The 16,019-nt window shown below is 55.8% G+C and carries 14 protein-coding genes; 7 read left to right on the top strand and 7 right to left on the bottom strand.

Going from position 1 to position 16,019, the window contains the following annotated elements; all coding sequences use genetic code 11:
* Window positions 1-34 precede the first annotated feature (34 nt).
* Entirely contained in the window at window positions 35-688 is a 654-nt protein-coding gene (locus tag EHS19_RS04010; RefSeq protein WP_151916502.1) for a peptide deformylase, read from the top strand.
* A gap of 80 nt (window positions 689-768) precedes the next feature.
* Here the strand turns inward: EHS19_RS04010 and EHS19_RS04005 are convergent, their stop codons facing one another.
* Window positions 769-2,367 (bottom strand): hypothetical protein, encoded by a 1,599-nt coding sequence (locus EHS19_RS04005; protein WP_241677066.1) that lies wholly within the window; start codon window positions 2,365-2,367, stop codon window positions 769-771.
* Between the two features lie 2,186 nt (window positions 2,368-4,553).
* Window positions 4,554-4,745 carry a hypothetical protein gene (locus tag EHS19_RS11015; RefSeq protein ID WP_206666318.1) on the bottom strand — a complete coding sequence of 64 codons (192 nt, stop codon included), beginning with the start codon at window positions 4,743-4,745 and terminating at the stop codon, window positions 4,554-4,556.
* Window positions 4,746-4,833: 88 nt separating this feature from the next.
* On the opposite strand from EHS19_RS11015, the gene EHS19_RS04000 reads away from it, so the two are divergent.
* The gene (locus tag EHS19_RS04000) at window positions 4,834-6,318 is read left to right on the top strand and encodes a class I SAM-dependent DNA methyltransferase (RefSeq protein ID WP_151916501.1); all 1,485 of its coding nucleotides are present in this window, start codon (window positions 4,834-4,836) and stop codon (window positions 6,316-6,318) included.
* Window positions 6,318-7,406: a restriction endonuclease subunit S gene (locus tag EHS19_RS03995; RefSeq protein WP_241677071.1), complete on the top strand. Its 1,089-nt coding sequence runs from the start codon at window positions 6,318-6,320 to the stop codon at window positions 7,404-7,406. Before EHS19_RS04000 ends, EHS19_RS03995 begins: the two co-directional genes overlap by 1 nt.
* 56 nt (window positions 7,407-7,462) lie before the next feature.
* On the opposite strand, the gene EHS19_RS03990 is transcribed toward EHS19_RS03995, so the two are convergent.
* The 5 genes from EHS19_RS03990 to EHS19_RS03970 all read right to left on the bottom strand — a co-directional run bounded on the left by EHS19_RS03990 (window position 7,463) and on the right by EHS19_RS03970 (window position 10,291).
* Window positions 7,463-7,801, bottom strand: coding sequence for an RNA helicase (locus EHS19_RS03990; protein WP_151916499.1), 339 nt, complete (start codon window positions 7,799-7,801; stop codon window positions 7,463-7,465).
* A 92-nt stretch (window positions 7,802-7,893) separates the two neighbouring features.
* Window positions 7,894-8,271: a hypothetical protein gene (locus tag EHS19_RS03985; protein WP_151916498.1), complete on the bottom strand. Its 378-nt coding sequence runs from the start codon at window positions 8,269-8,271 to the stop codon at window positions 7,894-7,896.
* A gap of 4 nt (window positions 8,272-8,275) precedes the next feature.
* Window positions 8,276-8,788, bottom strand: coding sequence for an EndoU domain-containing protein (locus EHS19_RS11725; RefSeq protein ID WP_206666317.1), 513 nt, complete (start codon window positions 8,786-8,788; stop codon window positions 8,276-8,278).
* Between the two features lie 3 nt (window positions 8,789-8,791).
* The gene (locus EHS19_RS03975; protein WP_151916497.1) at window positions 8,792-9,565 is read right to left on the bottom strand and encodes a DUF4417 domain-containing protein; all 774 of its coding nucleotides are present in this window, start codon (window positions 9,563-9,565) and stop codon (window positions 8,792-8,794) included.
* Between the two features lie 27 nt (window positions 9,566-9,592).
* Complete coding sequence (locus tag EHS19_RS03970) at window positions 9,593-10,291, bottom strand: hypothetical protein (RefSeq protein ID WP_151916496.1); 699 nt, start codon at window positions 10,289-10,291, stop codon at window positions 9,593-9,595.
* 438 nt (window positions 10,292-10,729) lie between these two features.
* Between EHS19_RS03970 and EHS19_RS03965 the strand changes: the two genes are divergently transcribed.
* From EHS19_RS03965 to EHS19_RS03950, 4 genes are all read left to right on the top strand, one after another.
* A complete protein-coding gene (locus EHS19_RS03965) occupies window positions 10,730-11,242 on the top strand; it encodes a Panacea domain-containing protein (protein WP_151916495.1) in 513 nt (170 codons plus the stop codon).
* Window positions 11,206-11,739, top strand: a complete 534-nt coding sequence (locus tag EHS19_RS03960; protein WP_151916494.1) for a Fic family protein — start codon at window positions 11,206-11,208, stop codon at window positions 11,737-11,739. The genes EHS19_RS03965 and EHS19_RS03960 overlap by 37 nt, the downstream gene beginning before the upstream one ends.
* A 91-nt stretch (window positions 11,740-11,830) precedes the next feature.
* On the top strand, window positions 11,831-15,253 hold the full coding sequence (locus tag EHS19_RS03955) for a DEAD/DEAH box helicase family protein (protein WP_151916493.1): 3,423 nt from the start codon (window positions 11,831-11,833) through the stop codon (window positions 15,251-15,253).
* Between the two features lie 42 nt (window positions 15,254-15,295).
* The gene (locus tag EHS19_RS03950; protein WP_151916492.1) at window positions 15,296-15,853 is read left to right on the top strand and encodes an S-ribosylhomocysteine lyase; all 558 of its coding nucleotides are present in this window, start codon (window positions 15,296-15,298) and stop codon (window positions 15,851-15,853) included.
* Window positions 15,854-16,019: the final 166 nt, after the last annotated feature.

Here is a 16,019-nt window from a genome sequence, read left to right as displayed (position 1 = left end):
AGCCCACCGACACAGCAAGGAGCCACCAACAACCATGTTCACCAAAAACGCCAAAGTCGACATCGAACTCAACCGCGACGTCGAACAGCTCATCAAAACCGGCGGCAAGGAGCGCATCCTGCCGATCGTGCAGGCCGGCGAACCGGTGCTGCGCCATCAGACCGCGCAGTACACCGGCCAGCTGAGCCGCAAGACGCTCGACAAGCTCATCGACGTGATGCACACCACCATGCTCGAAGCGCCCGGTGTGGGGCTTGCCGCCACGCAGATCGGACTCGGACTGGCGCTCGCCGTCGTCGAGGACCATATTCGCGACGATGAGGATGATCCGCGCGAAATCGCCGAATTCCCGTTCCATGTCATCATCAACCCCAGCTATGAGCCGATCGGCAGCGAAACGCGCAGCTTCTACGAGGGGTGCCTCAGCTTCGACGGCTATCAGGCGGTGCGCCGCCGCTGGCTCGACATCACCGCCCGCTGGCAGGACGAGGACGGCAATCGGCATGAGGAGCGGCTGCACGGATGGCCGGCGCGCATCTTCCAGCATGAGACCGATCATCTGAGCGGCGAACTGTACATCGACAAGGCGGAGATCCGCTCGCTGGCCACGACCGAGAATCTTGAGGATCTGTGGTCCGACGATCCCGTGCCCACCGAGGCGGCCGCCGAGCTTGGCTTCACGCTGTAGGCGTGACGCGCCAGGTTGCCGGCTTCACGCCGATGCTGCCGCGGCGCGCCACGCACCACTACGATGCCGTGCGTGGCGCATCAGTCGAGCAGCGGGGCGAGATCCTCGCGCGCCTCGGGAAAGTTGCTGCAGTAGCGTCTCGCCTCGTCGCGCATGCCCTCGATGAGCATGAGCCGCTCGTAGATCGTGTTGCGCGCGTAGCGTCCGTTGCCGTCGTCATAGGCGTTGACGATCTGTTCCAGCTGATCCGGCCAGCTGCGGTGGCTGAGCATCTTCAGATGCAACGCCGCCAGCGTATCGGTGGGTTCATAGGCTTCGACGATGCGTTCCCGATACATGTCGCGCAGATCAAGCCCCATGCCCAGCGCCTCCATGGCGATCTCACGCACCGAATCCCAGCCGTAGGGGACAAGCTCGCGCGGGTAGAGCGGCAGTTTCTGATCGGGATGATCGCGTTTCATGGCGTCGGCGAACGGAAGCAGCTCCTCCCAGCGATCCTGAATGGCCAGTCGGCAGATATACGCCGATGCCATGGCGGGAACGTCGCGATGGTCGAGCAGGAACTGGTCCGCTTCGTCCACGTCGCCGCTGGCCCGCATGAGATCGTGGCGCAGGAACAGGACGGCGTTGCGGAACTGCCGGTGGGCGGCCTGCGCGGTTTCGGGGTCCTCCTTCGTATCGTCGAGGTCGTCAAGATCGTCAAGATAATCGAAATCGTCAACTGCATCGTCCCCGCCGGCCGCATCGCCACCGCCGTTGCCGCTGTCAGTACCGGTTGCGCCGCCGTTCGCACCGCTCGCATGGCTGCCCCCCGCACCTTTCGCGCCGTCGGTGCCGCCACCAGTGCCGCCGGCGTCGCTGCTGCTGATGCCGTTGTGCCGCGCGAACTCGCTCATCGTACTCAGGGCCTTGCCCAGCGCGTCGTAGGCGTAGGTGCGTGAATCATCCCAGTGGGCGAACGACAGACCGCAGGAGAGCAGTCCGATCATCAGCATCGTGTTGAGGCGCAGATCCTCATTGCATGCGACGTCGACGATCTCGCGCAGCGCCTGCCCTCCCACCGACGGTTCGGCGTTGCGCGCGGCCGAACTCATGTAGACGCGGATGCGCGTCACCAGATCATCCAGATAGTCGTACCCCTCGCCGTCGCGGTCGGCGACGTTGGCGACGAACTTGGTCGCCATGGCGACGCATGTGCCGAGATTATGCGCGCTTTCCACCCATCGCGTGCTCATCATCGCGTTGCCGGCCACCGCATCCACGCCGGCGAGCGCCATCGAGGAGATGCGGAACGTGGGCATGTCGTTGATGGGCATCTGAATCATGTCGTCGACGTGCTGCGCGGTGGGCACGATGGCGGCCAGCGAGTCCATGTACCACTGCATCGGCGTGGTGATCATCCGTTCGGCGCTGTGGTCGTCGACCACGGGCGTGTCGCCGCGTTCCGTGTCGGATTGCCGTGATTTTTCGCCGATGTCGGCGTTCCACAGCAGCGTGGGGCCGTCGAAGTCGGGCGAGACCATCCAGCTGTGGCGCAGAAACATCATGAATTCGTCGTATTCGAGCATGGGGGTGCAGGCTTCGATGTGCATCTGCGCGATGTCATCCATGGCGAAATCCGCCCAGCTGTATGGGTGCGGCTCGCGTGCGCTCCGGCTGTGTGTGGTGTTGTCGTTCATCTCTTCCATCGTAATGGTGTTGATGTGCGAATCGTGGGAACGCCACTTCGATCAATCGCTGTGGTGGTGAGCGGTGATTCATAAGGATAGCTTGCAGGAAGGTTTGCAGGCTTTGTGCGATAAAACAGAGGGCGTTACTAGTGTCCCGCGTCGCAAGTTCGTTGATTATATTGTTGGCTCCCCTTGTCAGGACGTTGCCGTTAGGCAAACAGCGGAGCTGTTTGTAGGCAACGTGTGAGCCGACAGGCGAGCCAGCAGGATGCGCGCGAAGCGCGTCCATAATTGCAGGACCGTTGCCGTTAGGCAAACAGCGGAGCTGTTTGTAGGCAACGTGTGAGCCGACAGGCGAGCCAGCAGGATGCGCGCGAAGCGCGTCCATAATTGCGGATCGAGCTGGCCCGCGAAGCGGGACTGAGGGGTAGTGAATTCGTCAACGGATTTCTGACGCAGGACACTAGTATGCGAAGGAGACGTAGACCAGCGGCATATGCATCAGATACAGGCTGAGCAGATTCCTGCCGATCAGACTCATCACGCGGTTCGTGCGCCGCGGCATGACCGCCGCTCAGCGCAAGGTTTTCTCGGGATTTGCCTTGAGTTCGAGATTCTCTTGCGCTGGTGCACCTCGTAGCGCAAGAGAATCTCGAAATGCCCGATTATTTCGAGAAAAACTAGCGCAAACATACCGAGCACCGAGCGCCATATGGAACACACGTGTGGGACGCAACGCATTTCAGGACCGATTCCGCGTTTCGTCCCACGGCTTGCCCGCCGTCACAGCGAACGCTCAGACGGCATTCAGGTAAAAACGTCGGAAAACAGCGGAACACGAACGCCAGAGCAAACACCGGACCCGTCGAGAACCACACACGAGTGGGACGCAACGCAAAAACGGCAGCCAATCGCATTCCATCCCACAAAACATCCACAGAACAGTGGGACGCAACGCATTTCAGGGCATATTCCACGTTCCGTTCCACCGGCCAGTGGGATGGAATGCAATAATCGACGATTTCGTCGTCGCGTGACAGACCGAATTGTCACGCGACGACGTTTTGCCTGATTTTCACGCCGCGTGACAGACTGGCCTGGTTCAGCCCGGCACAACCCCGTGCCGAATCATTGCAATTCCGCCGTTTTGCAATTACGTAGCACGACGACTGAGCATCGCACCCGATCGCAGCTTGTCACGCGACGCAGTTTTACCCGTTTTTTTGCATCGCGTGACAGACGAGTCCAGACGGGTCCGGACTAGCACAGACCGGTTCAGCACAGCACAGCCAAGGATTATGCACAAGGGTTATGCAGCAAGAGGTTTATGGAAAAACAAAAGGGTTTCAGGCCGAAGTCTGAAACCCTAGGGCGGATAGGGCGAGTAACTAACTCAAATCATTGGTTATATATTGGAAATAAAGAAAAACTAGTGTCCTGCGTCAGAAATTCGTTGACGAATTCACTACCCCTCAGTCCCGCTTCGCGGGTCAGCTCGCTGCAATTATGGATGCGCTTCGCGCGCGGCCTGCCGGCTCGCCGGTCGGCTCGCACAGCACCTACAAACAGCTCCGCTGTTTGCTTCACGGTGCTGTCCTGACAAGGGGAGCCAACAATATAATCAACGGATTTCTGACGCAGGACACTAGCGAACGGATTTCTGACGCGCCGATCGCTAAGTGTGGCTTGGGACGGAGGTTCGGATTCGGGGTGTTTCGTGCTGCATCTTGCAGTTGTGTGTGCCGATGGTTGGCGGTCGGGAGAAAACGGGTGGTTCCCGTCGTGCCATCGGCATCGCATAATGGCGGAATTGCAATGATCGTGGGATTCTTGTCTGAAGACCTTGCCGTCGCGTATTTCTCCGGTGGTACACACAAGTGCAAGATATACGCCACAGAGCAGGCGTGTCGAACCGAAATGAGCCGGTTCTCTTCCCATGTCTCTTCCCATGTCGCTGTGACGCGGGGAGGCGTGGTGGCGTAGGGTGCAGAAGAACCTTCGGCTTGTGTCGGGTGTCTGTTTCACGTGCCGTTGTGCATGACCTCGTACGTGTAGCCTGATGTTCGCGTCAGCAATTTGTGGACGAATTGATCACGCAGAATACTGGAACGTCGAAACGAATCAGCACCACGTCTCTGTTGTATGCCATATCTGTTTGAGATGATGATCGCCGCCACCGCACGCCGCTGCAATCGTTAGCTGAGCTCCGGCGGCTTCCATGCAAGCAGCTGTTTGGCTTTGGCTTTGTCGTTGATATGACGCGAAATGGTGTAGTCCAGATCTGCGTCAAGTTGATATTTCCGAGTGGCCTCGGGGCAACGCGCCTGTGCTGTTTTCAGAGCATGAATCAGGAGCTCGCTTTTGTGTTGCGTCAATAAGCTCGTCATTGACTTCACTCGGCAGGGCCAATCGCCCGACTGGGTAATGCGGGACGGTAGAGTGGAATGGCAGTCGAATGGATGGGAGCTATACGCGATGATTACCGGGGCCACGAAAAGCAAGGTCGATGACATCTGGCAACGCATGTGGGAGGGCGGCATCACCAATCCGCTTGAGGTGATCAGTCAGCTCACGTATCTCATGTTCATGAAGTCGCTGGACGACAAGGAGCTGGAAGCCGAGCAGATGGCGCAGTTGACCGGCGTACCGGCCACCAAACTCACCTTTCCGCAGACCCCGGAAGGTCAGGCACTGCGATGGGGCAGGTTCAAGAACCTGCCGGCAGAGCAGATGTTCGCCGTGGTCTCCCAGCAGGTGTTCCCGTTCCTGAAGACCCTGCACACCGGCAACGCATTCGCCGAAAGCATGGAGGATGCGTCATTCGGATTCAACAAGCCGAAGACGTTGGAGCGTGCGGTCTCCGGCATCGATGATCTGCTGACGAATGTGGTCAGGGACCAGGATGATCTGGGCGACCTATATGAATACATGCTGAGCAAGCTCAACACTGCCGGCGCGAACGGCCAGTTCCGTACACCCAAGCACATTCGTGACCTGATGGTCGGCCTGCTCGACCCGAAACCCGGTCAGCTCATCGGCGACCCGGCCTGCGGTACGGCAGGATTCCTGATCTCCGCCGCCGAATGGATTCGCGCCCATCACGGCGATGCGATGAGTGCTGAGGATTGGAACCTGTTCGAGGGCGAACAGTTCACCGGATTCGACACCGATCAGACGATGGTGCGCATTTCCGCGATGAATCTATTGCTTCACGGCGTGGAGAATCCGGACGTGCGCAATCAGGACAGTCTGTCGAGACTCAACACGATTCGCAGCCGGTTCGATGTAATCCTCGCGAATCCGCCGTTCACCGGCTCGCTGGACGTGGAGGACATTGACGATTCCCTGAAGTCGATTGTCCAGACCAAGCAGACGGAGCTCCTGTTCGTGGCCTTGTTCCTGCGCATGCTGAAGCTCGGTGGCCGGTGCGCGTGCATCGTACCGAACGGCGTGCTGTTCCGCTCCAATGCGAAGGCGTATCGTGAGCTGCGCCGCGAACTGGTGGAGCATCAGCGTCTGGAGGCAATCATCTACATGCCTTCCGGCGTGTTCAAGCCGTATTCCGGAGTCAGCACCGCGATTCTCGTGTTCACGAAAACCGACGCGCCGAACAGCACCGACAAGGTGTGGCTGTACAACATGGAGCATGACGGCTTCACGCTGGATGACAAGCGTGATGAGGACGTGAGCCACAACGATATTCCGGATATTCTCGAACGCTGGGCGCACTTGGATGCGGAGGACGCGCGCGAACGCACCGAGCAGAGCTTCTTCGTCACCCGCGACGACATCGCCGAACAGGATTACGACCTCAGCTTCAACAAGTATGTGAAAGTCGAATACGAGAAGAAGGAATACCCACCGACAGAAAAGCTCATGGCCGAACTGCGCGATTTGAATGCCAAGTTTGTGGACGGCCTTAACGCCCTCGACACCATGCTCGCGAAGGACGGTGAGTGATGGAGGAGCAGTTAGCTTTCAAGGATGTATTCTCTGATGTAACTCGGATAGCTACTAAGATACCGGCAAAGGAATATCAGTCCAAGGGAATTAATCCAATCATTGATCAGGGTCAGAGTGCTATTGCTGGTTATTCTGATATTCCGGATGGATTGTTCATGGATGTACCGGCTATTGTATTTGGTGACCACACATGCGCAATCAAGTATGCGGATACACCATTTTTCATTGGTGCTGATGGAACAAAGATTCTTCGACAAGTTCGAAATGACAATCTGCGTTTTCTCTTTCATGCATTGAAGTATTATGCTGCAAATCTGCCCGGTAGCAAGGAATATACACGTCACTTTAAATGGTTGAAAGAATGCTCATTTATTATTCCTGATTATGAACATCAGTGTCAGATAGCTGAATCCTTTGATACTATTCAGGACGAAATAGCCTTGGCCAAGCAGATGCTCGCCAAAGCCGACGAACTCATTCAATCCCGCTTCGTCGAGATGTTTGGCAGTCAGCCTATGTCCGCGCTTTCTGTTTTCTGTGATTTCTATAGTGGTGGGACTCCCTCGAAAAAGAATCCCGAATACTGGGATGGCTCATTGCCGTGGTTTAGTCCGAAAGACATCAAGAGCCCTATGCTTTGGGACTCAATCGATCATGTCAATGATAGAATCACTGAGAAAGCTAATCTGAAATTAATTCCGGAAGATACAGTTGTCGTCGTCGTTCGTGGAATGATTCTTGCTCATGATGTTCCTGTCGCGATTGTGAAAACTGCGGCGACAATCAATCAGGATTTGAAGGCGATGATTCCCAAAAGAGAGTGCAATGCTGTATTCCTCGCATCTGCATTGCGTAATCAGGAGAAAATGCTGTTGGCTGAGACTGGACAATCGGCACACGGTACCAAAAAGCTGGATACCGATGTGCTTGGCTCGGTTGCTATCCCTAATGTGCCCCTCGCCCTCCAAAACGAGTTCGCCGAGTTCGTCACGCAGGTCGAATCCCTCAAGGCCGCCACCCGCCAACAGCTCGACCGTCTCAACACCCTCTACGACAGCCTCGCCCAACGCTACTTCGCCGAATAACAGTAGTGGTGGCGGACAAAAGTATTTATGCTTTCGTTCGCCACCACCCATATCGTCTACAGTTTTCTGACTCGACTCGTTTCCCGGTCGTCAACGATGAAAGAACCGTCGTTAACGGCGTGCAATCTTGCGTTCAGTTCGCCGAGCAGACGCAGCATGGTCGCTTTGTCATGTCGTTCCTTGTTGCGGTTGAACCAGCAGGCTTGTCCGTGCGAATCCGGCTCATAGTATGAGGTAAATAAGTCGCCGATTGTCTTGTTCAATTGACGGATTTCCTCATCGTTATCCACTATCGCATTACCGGTCAGCGGCTCTCCGGTTTCGAAATCCGAAGGCCAGATTGCCCCTTGTAAAAAATCAAGCTGAATACGAATGATATCAATTTTGTCACTCATTTACCGTATCTCTCTATCAGTTTGTGTGCAGTCTGATTGTTGATGGGATATGCAGAAATGACGATCGCAGCCACTGCACGCCGCTGCAATCGTTATTTGAGCTCCGACGGCTTCCATGCAAGCAGTTGCTTCGCTTTGTCCTTGTCGCTGATATGACGCGAAATAGTGTAGTCCAGATCTGCGTCAAGTTGATATTTCCGAGTGGTTTCAGGGAGACGCGCCTGTGCTATTTTCAGAGCATGTATCAGGAGCTCATTTTGTGTTGCGTCAATAAGCTCGTCATTGACTTCGCTCAGCAGAACCAACTCCTGACTGGTGCAGCCATTCATAAGGAACGATATATACCCGTTTACGTCTTCGAGCAGTGCATCGGAAAGATCTTTCCAATATTGGTTGAGGCTGTATGAATCTTCCGGGTGAATATGCTCGTATCGGGCTAAGATTCCGCGTACTTTATCGATGTTGAACATATCCTCAAATCCTTCCTGGTCTATTCTTTCGTGTTGCCTTGTTCTTCCGCCACAAATAGTCAGGCTGTACTTCTGCGGGGAACACGGTATCCGCGAGTCCGTTTCGTTTGATTACGCCGACTCTTACTCGTTTCCATGTTCCCCAGATGATGTGGCCATCCGGCGCGTTCCGGTTGCTTTTCAGCTGCATGATGTGTTCTGCCGCGTTGGTAATGTCTCGTTCTCCCCAATGTTGAGGAAACCAAGTCTGCCGTATACCGGTTCTTTTCGGAGTGTATTTATGTCTCGGCACGTATCCGGCACGGACGCCATTAGGATAAGTGACAACGACATGGTATTCGATGCCATTCAGGTCCATGATTTCCATTGCGATTTGACCGTGGCCTCCGGCTTTGAGGCGATCGGGATGTCCGTTTCTATGCGTGTACTCACCGTCAAGGCTATGAATGATGCCTTGATGATGGACAAGCCGACTGCCGTGTGATGTGTAATATCGGCCTGACTCGCCTGATCCCATTGCTTAGTTCTCTCCCTTTGCGCTAGTTATCATGTGTGTTTTACGAATATCGCTAGTGAAATGAAGAAACCGTTGAGGACCGTACTCCTTGATAAACGGGGCAAAGACCTCTTCTGGCATATCGCCATATACAATGACTAGACAGGGGCCGACGACTCTGAACAATTCACGTAATCCGAGCATGAACATATGACGATCTTCCTTGGTTCGGATACAACCATGAGTTCCGATTGCGACAGTGGAACCTTTGTCAATACCGTCAAAGCAGAAGGCGAAGCTCTTTTCATTTCCCCAACGGACTGTTGCCACGGTTGTAATACCATGACGCTGATAATATCGTCCGACCAGTCGGTTATATGCGCAGTTTCTCTCCTGCATCCATAGAGGAGCATTCCTGTATAGGCTAAAGTCCGGTGAGAGGATTCCTGCTGCCGAATTGAATAATTGCAAATATCGCTGGGGATGGCTAAGCAATACCTTGAAATGTATGTCATGGAGGAAGAAGTGAATAAATGATTTAGAGATATCAGAGTGTCTGGTCTTATTAAAAGCGACCAGATCCTTGATTCTGTCCATATCTATCTGGATTCCTTGGATGCGTGGCATGTCGTAGTCGCCGCGCAATTCGACTCCTTCCCAGAAACAGTCCGGTAAGTCATCCCATATAGGCGTCGTGGATTTTGGCTTTGGCGTGGCCGGCATATCGAACAGAGGTATCATGTTGCTCTCTTCATATTGCATATTCTTATGAATTCTCCTTACTGATCCGCCGGCCATTGTTAAGAAATCGTTTGGCCTGTGACTTTATTTATCTGACTGTTCGTCTTGATGGTTGTCCCTTTTATTCGGTCGTTGTCCTTTGGCTGCTGGGGCTAGGAATCCGCGTTTGCGTGCTGTGGCGATCCATCGCTGGGCATTGGGCAGCTTTGTGTTGTTGTGCTCCGCGAGGAGTTTGGCGATGTTCCTGCCGGGGTTTGCTTGTTCGATGGCATCGTATTGGCGCCCGACGAGGGCGAGGAACCGGTCGGAGCCGCTGGCTTTGGGAAGCGGGGACATCGGATCGGTCTGTTCGCTGGTTCCGAGTGCGAATGCTCGGTTGAGAGCGATGATGTTCTGCACTTCGTGCCGTGAATATGCAGTGGCGATGGCGGCCACAGGAATGTCCCTCAGATCGTTGCCGCTGATGTCATGGCCTTGGTCGAAGGGGACGATGATGGACGAGATGTAGATCTCGCGTGATTCCGGCATTCTGGACTGAAGGCGGAGCATCACTTCGAGATCGGTCTCCATATTACGTACGCGTACCCAACGGTGACCCATGACGTAGTAGGAGCGGACCGATCTGGGTGTGGTCATCATATTGTCACTGATTACATCGGCGTCGGTCATGTCGCTGTAGGTCAGGGGGCATCCGGCGAGCTGTTCAAGGATTGCGTCCTTGCTGATGGGCTGTTGCGATTCTGGGGCGGATGTTGCGCCGATTCTGGCTAGCGTATCGGCCATGTCTTCCGTGGCTGCGCCGGATATCTCTTCCCAAGGGAAAGGCAGTTCTATGCTATTCATGGATCACAGTATACAGTGCATGCAATATAACGTCAAGGAATAATCAACAATCGATGTGCATACAATAACATCATCTTGTAGGTAGTGTTGCCAAAGGGTGCGATAGACGCGGTATTGATGCTACGGACGAGTAAGAGAGTGTATGTCTTGTGGTGAAGTGAGATCGTCGTAGATGGCTCGTCATGCAGGTCGAGCCCCTTAAGTCCGCCACCCGCCAGCAGCTCGACCGTCTTAACACCCTCTACGACAGCATCGCCCAGCACTATTTTGCATGAATGGCATCGGTGTTTGCTGATTTGTTGCAGTGACGTATGAACTGGCTGGCGGTGTTCATGTGCAACGGTAGAATTGGCGCGACATGTGTTGAAAGGAGGAACCATGAAGGCTTTGGATGTGGCCAACTACTTGGTCGCCAATTATGGTGGCGAGACGGAGATGACGAATCTGAAGTTGAACAAACTGGTGTATTTCGCGCAGGCGGTATCCTTGAAGCAGCATGGGGCTCCTTTGTTTAGCGATGATATTCAGGCATGGAGCTATGGCCCGGTTGAACCTGTGGTTTACCGCACTTTCCAAAAATACGGGAAGAGCGTTATCCGTCACCCCGAGGGGTCCTATGAGGTTTCTGCGCAGCTCCATGAAGTCGCCCAGCAGGTAATGCAGACATATGGCGAACTCACGGCATTCGACTTGGTGCGTATCTCTCATCGTGAGGGAAGCGCGTGGAAGCGCGTGTACGAGCCTAATGCCAATAATGTGATTACCCCTGGCTTGATTCAATCGTCATGTGATGGAACGGTCGATGGCGTTATGGATGGCACGCTGGCGGCTGAAGTCGCCCATGTCGGTAAGACATGGCCGAACGCGCTGCGGATGCTCGAGAACTCATGAGTGGCCGAACCGTGTCCGAGTGGGGGAGCATGGCTCCTCCACTCGTTTTCGACGACGTCAATCTTGAAGCTTTGGCCGAAACGATTTGGGAGATTCATAAAGACGTTGTCAGTAATGCGGGTCTTGACCTGACTCAGATCATGTCTGAACAGGAACGGGAGACTCGTATCGGCACAATTCTGTCGGTCTTGAATCCGGTGTTTGCTCCGGTGTTCGGTATATCTCCTGTTGAGCGGTACGTGGATATCTTTGACCAGGTGAGTGATTTTGCGGATCATCTTGCACACCGCCATGTTTTCGCTGATGGCAACAAGCGCACCACGATGGTCATGTCTATGGGATTTCTTTCATTGCGTTCGGTCATGATTGATATCGCAGACGATCCGTCTCCTGACCAGAACGGAATATATCGATGGATTCAGGATATTGTTACCGGCAATCGCAGCAAAGACGAGTTGGCTGATTATCTGCGACAGCATGCGAAGCATATGCCGTGAATACGTCTCTTGATTCATCGACTTCCGGTTGCTGCGGCGTACAATATGCAATCAAGAACGGAGTGAAATATGCAATCCGATGGAGGTGTCAATGGCAAACTTCTCGTTCCTCATCGGGCAGAGCAATTATGAGATGTTTGCCGATGCGTGTCTGGAGGCGGAGCGGGCGATGTCGCTGTCGCCCACCATCAGCGCGTTGGCGGCTCGCCGTGCGTTCGAGCTCGCCGTCAAATGGGTGTACGCCGCCGACGAGACCGTTAAGCCACCATACAAAGACAACCTGCAGTCTCTCGTCCACGAACCCACCTTCCGCGACGCGCTCGCAGACAACCGCCTGTGGGAATCCTTGCAATACATCATCACGGCCGGCAACATGGCCGCCCATCGCAATGCGCAGCTCAAACCCGAAGATGCGTTGTTTTCCCTGAAGATTCTCTTCCTGTTCATCCAATGGATCGACTACAGCTACGGCAGCCGTTACACCAAACGTGTCTTCGATCCCAAACAGGTGCCGGCAGTCAGCCATGCACTCGCGGCCAAGCAACGCAAAGCCCAGGAAGACGCCGCACGCAAGGAATACGAGGCACAGCTCGGTGAGCAGACCGCGCATATCGCACAACTCGAAGAGCGGATCCGCGCGTTAAGCAACCAGCTGGCCGCCCGAAAGGCCGAACAGCCGGCCATGCCGCAGCTTCCCGCCGACGAGTACAGCGAATACGAGACGCGCAAACGGTTCATCGACCTTGACCTGCAATTGGTCGGCTGGAACATGCAGCGCGACGTCATCGAAGAGTATCCGGTCACCGGTATGGAAGGCAACCCCGGCCAGCAGGGACGCATTGACTACCTGCTCAACGGCCGAAACGGACGGCCGCTCGCCATCATCGAGGCGAAACGTACCGCCTACGATCCGGCGAAAGGCCTGCAACAGGCCCGGCTGTACGTCGATTGCCTCGAGCGGCAGTTCGGTTACCGTCCGCTTATCTTCCTCTCCAACGGTTACCACACGTATTTTGTGCACGACGACAACGGTTCATACCGTGAAGTCGGCGAAGTGTTCGTCCAGGACGATCTGCAGCGCATCATCGACCGTCGCCGCAACGCCATCGACCCGTCCACCGTCCCCGTAAACCGGTCAGTTGCAGGTGGTGACGGCCGCTACTATCAGCTCGAAGCCATTCAAGCCGTGTGCGAGAACCTCAACCAAGGGCAACGCCGCAGCCTGCTCGTCATGGCCACCGGCACCGGCAAGACGCGAGTCTCCGCGGCGCTCGCCGACGTACTCACGCGCGCCGGACTCGTCAAGAACGTACTGTTCCTCGCTGACCGCGTCGAACTCGTCTCGCAGGCGAATAGCGCATATGGCGAATACTATCCCGACTGGTCGCTGTGCAATCTATGCAACAACAAGCATGATGCGGACGCGCGCGTGGTCTTCTCCACCTACCAGACCATGGTCAACGCTATCGACACGGAGGCCGGAGCGGACGGCAAGCCCGTGTTCTCGGCCGGACATTTCGACCTGATCATCGTGGATGAGGCGCATCGGTCGATCTTCAAGAAATACCGGGTGATTTTCGAGCATTTCGACGCGATCATGGTGGGGCTGACCGCCACACCCCGCAATGAAGTGGATCGCAATACCTACGATTTCTTCCATGTCGAACATGGCGTGCCTACATACGTGTACGAATACGCGACTGCGATCAAAGACCATGTGCTTGTGCCGTACCGGAACATCGAAGCCAAAACGAAGTTCATGGACGAAGGCATCACCTACGACGAGCTGTCTGAAGAAGACAAGGCCCGTTACGAGGAGGACTTCGGCGACGGCACGGACGAAGACGACGGCAAGGCCGATATTCCCGATCATATCGATGCGGACGCGCTCAACAAGTATGTGATGAATCCGAAGACCGTCGATATCGTATTGCAGGACCTGCACGATCACGGCATCCGAACCGACGGCGGCGAGCGGCTCGGCAAAACCATCATCTTCGCGGCCAACCAACTGCATGCCCGCTTTATCGTCGAACGGTATGCAAGGCTCTATCCGAAGGAATCATCCAACGGATTCATCAAAGCCGTGCTGCACAGCGAGGATTATGCGCACAGTATCATCGCCGAATTCAAACACAAACCGAATCCGGTCATCACCGTATCCGTCGACATGATGGACACCGGCGTCGACGTGCCCGAAGTCGTCAATCTCGTGTTCTTCAAGAAAGTGCGTTCCAAAATCAAGTTCTGGCAGATGATCGGCCGAGGCACCAGACTGTGCCCGGAACTCGACTGCGTGGACGGCGACGAGGAACACTTCGGCAAACGGTATTTCAAGATCTTCGACTACTGCGGCAACTTCGCGTTCTTCCGTGAACAGACCAACGTCGTAGAAGACAAGCCGGCCGCCTCGGTGAGCGAGCGCATCTTCGCGCGCAAAGCCGAACTCATCCATGCCTTCCAATCAGGCGCGTATGTTGACGACCCGCAGATAGTCCAGTGGCGAGAAACGCTGGTAGACGATGTGTGCGGCCAAATCAACGGCTGGGATGCGAACAAGGTCGCGGTACGGCTCAAGCGCGAATACGTCGAACGGTACCGCAACCGCGACGCGTTCACGGCATTGGACGATCTCAACGTGCGAGAACTCGCCACGGAACTTGCCCCGCTGGCCCATTATGACGAAGACGACATATACGCGCTGCGATTCGATGCGCTCATGTATGGGTTCATGGTGGCCCGTGCAACGGGTGCGGCCGGTGCAACATACGCGACGAAAGTCAGGGTGCTCGCCGCAAAGCTCAACGAGCGCATGACCATTTCACAAGTGCATGAGCATAAGGAACTGATTGGCTCAATCGCACACGATGATGCGTTTCTGACCGGGCTATCGGTGACCGGACTGGAACAGTTGCGGCTGCAGCTACGCGGCCTCATACAGTTCGTCGCGGATTCCGGCGCGCATAAGGTCATCGTCACCGACCTGACCGATCCGCTCATCGAGCGCACGGAAAACCAGCCGTTTGACATCACCGAACATTTCGAGGATTACAAGCTTAAAGTCAATCGATATGTCAACGAGCACAGGGAAGATGGCGTAATCCGCAAGCTGCGGCATAACGAGCCTCTGGACGCTGACGATTACAGCGAGCTTGAGCGCATCTTCATGCGGCATCTCGGGTCGCGGGATGAATATAATGCGGCGTTCGGGCCGAAGCCGCTGGGGCTGCTCATCCGGCGTATCGTCAAACTCGACCATCAGGCGGCGATGGATGCGTTCGCCGACTTCATCAACGGTCATGTGCTCAATCAGGCGCAGATCGAATTCGTGCACCGGGTGATCGCATACATCGAGCGCAACGGATACGTCGAGCCGGCCGACCTGACCAAGCCGCCGTTCGACCATCCACGTCCGATGATGAAGCTGTTCGATTCGCCGTCGCTGCTATCTGCGCTGGTGCTGTGCGTCACCAAGGTGCGAGACAATGCGATGGTCGGCGTCGCGCAGGAGTAGCATGGGGTGCGTTACCGGTTCATCGCATGAAATGGAGGAGTCATGACGGAGGAATCAACGCAGGCGACGCAGGCCGCGGAAACGCAGACGGCGGAAGCCGAGGCGGCAGCCGAGCAGAAGGGCGGCAAGCCGGTCGTCGAAAGCTTCCAACTTGATCACACCAAGGTGAAGGCGCCGTATGTGCGCTACATCGACACTGAGACCGGCCCTCACGGCGACGTGATCTCCAACTATGATCTGCGTCTCGTGCAGCCGAACGAGAACGCGATCCCGACCGGCGGTCTGCACACGATCGAGCATACGATCGCCGTGCTTCTGCGCGAGCGCATTCCCGGCTACATCGACTGCTCGCCGTTCGGATGCCGCACCGGTTTCCATCTGCTGACCTGGGGCACGCATTCGACCGAGGATGTGGCGCGCGCGTTGAAGGAGTCGCTGGAGTTCATCGCCTACAAGGCCACGTGGGACGACGTGCCGGCGACGACGATCAAGAGCTGCGGCAACTACCGCGACCACAGTCTGTTCACCGCGAAGGAGTGGTGCAAGGACATTCTCGCGAAGGGCATCAGCTCGGACCCGTTCGAGCGCAAGGTGGTCTGAGACCCGCCGTCGCGCCGGTGTGACGTCTGCCGGGGTGGCGTGCCGATGTGTGTGGCATCGAGGCGCACCGAGGGAGGGCATACGGTGGTATGTCGACCGAGGGGCAACGATGATGCCGCTCCGTCGCGCCGGTGTGACGTCTGTCGGGGGTGGCGTGCCGATGCCG

Source organism: Bifidobacterium jacchi (genome assembly GCF_009078285.1).
Taxonomy (GTDB): Bacteria; Actinomycetota; Actinomycetes; order Actinomycetales; family Bifidobacteriaceae; genus Bifidobacterium; species Bifidobacterium jacchi.
This window is presented reverse-complemented; position numbering and strand designations above follow the sequence as displayed.

Coding starts and splice junctions, on each gene's coding strand:
- EHS19_RS04010 (WP_151916502.1), top strand. CDS start 35: ATGTTCACCAAAAACGCCAAAGTCGACATCGAACTCAACCGCGACGTC.
- EHS19_RS04005 (WP_241677066.1), bottom strand. CDS start 2,367: ATGAACGACAACACCACACACAGCCGGAGCGCACGCGAGCCGCACCCA.
- EHS19_RS11015 (WP_206666318.1), bottom strand. CDS start 4,745: ATGACGAGCTTATTGACGCAACACAAAAGCGAGCTCCTGATTCATGCT.
- EHS19_RS04000 (WP_151916501.1), top strand. CDS start 4,834: ATGATTACCGGGGCCACGAAAAGCAAGGTCGATGACATCTGGCAACGC.
- EHS19_RS03995 (WP_241677071.1), top strand. CDS start 6,318: ATGGAGGAGCAGTTAGCTTTCAAGGATGTATTCTCTGATGTAACTCGG.
- EHS19_RS03990 (WP_151916499.1), bottom strand. CDS start 7,801: ATGAGTGACAAAATTGATATCATTCGTATTCAGCTTGATTTTTTACAA.
- EHS19_RS03985 (WP_151916498.1), bottom strand. CDS start 8,271: ATGTTCAACATCGATAAAGTACGCGGAATCTTAGCCCGATACGAGCAT.
- EHS19_RS11725 (WP_206666317.1), bottom strand. CDS start 8,788: ATGGGATCAGGCGAGTCAGGCCGATATTACACATCACACGGCAGTCGG.
- EHS19_RS03975 (WP_151916497.1), bottom strand. CDS start 9,565: ATGGCCGGCGGATCAGTAAGGAGAATTCATAAGAATATGCAATATGAA.
- EHS19_RS03970 (WP_151916496.1), bottom strand. CDS start 10,291: ATGGCCGATACGCTAGCCAGAATCGGCGCAACATCCGCCCCAGAATCG.
- EHS19_RS03965 (WP_151916495.1), top strand. CDS start 10,730: ATGAAGGCTTTGGATGTGGCCAACTACTTGGTCGCCAATTATGGTGGC.
- EHS19_RS03960 (WP_151916494.1), top strand. CDS start 11,206: ATGGCCGAACGCGCTGCGGATGCTCGAGAACTCATGAGTGGCCGAACC.
- EHS19_RS03955 (WP_151916493.1), top strand. CDS start 11,831: ATGGCAAACTTCTCGTTCCTCATCGGGCAGAGCAATTATGAGATGTTT.
- EHS19_RS03950 (WP_151916492.1), top strand. CDS start 15,296: ATGACGGAGGAATCAACGCAGGCGACGCAGGCCGCGGAAACGCAGACG.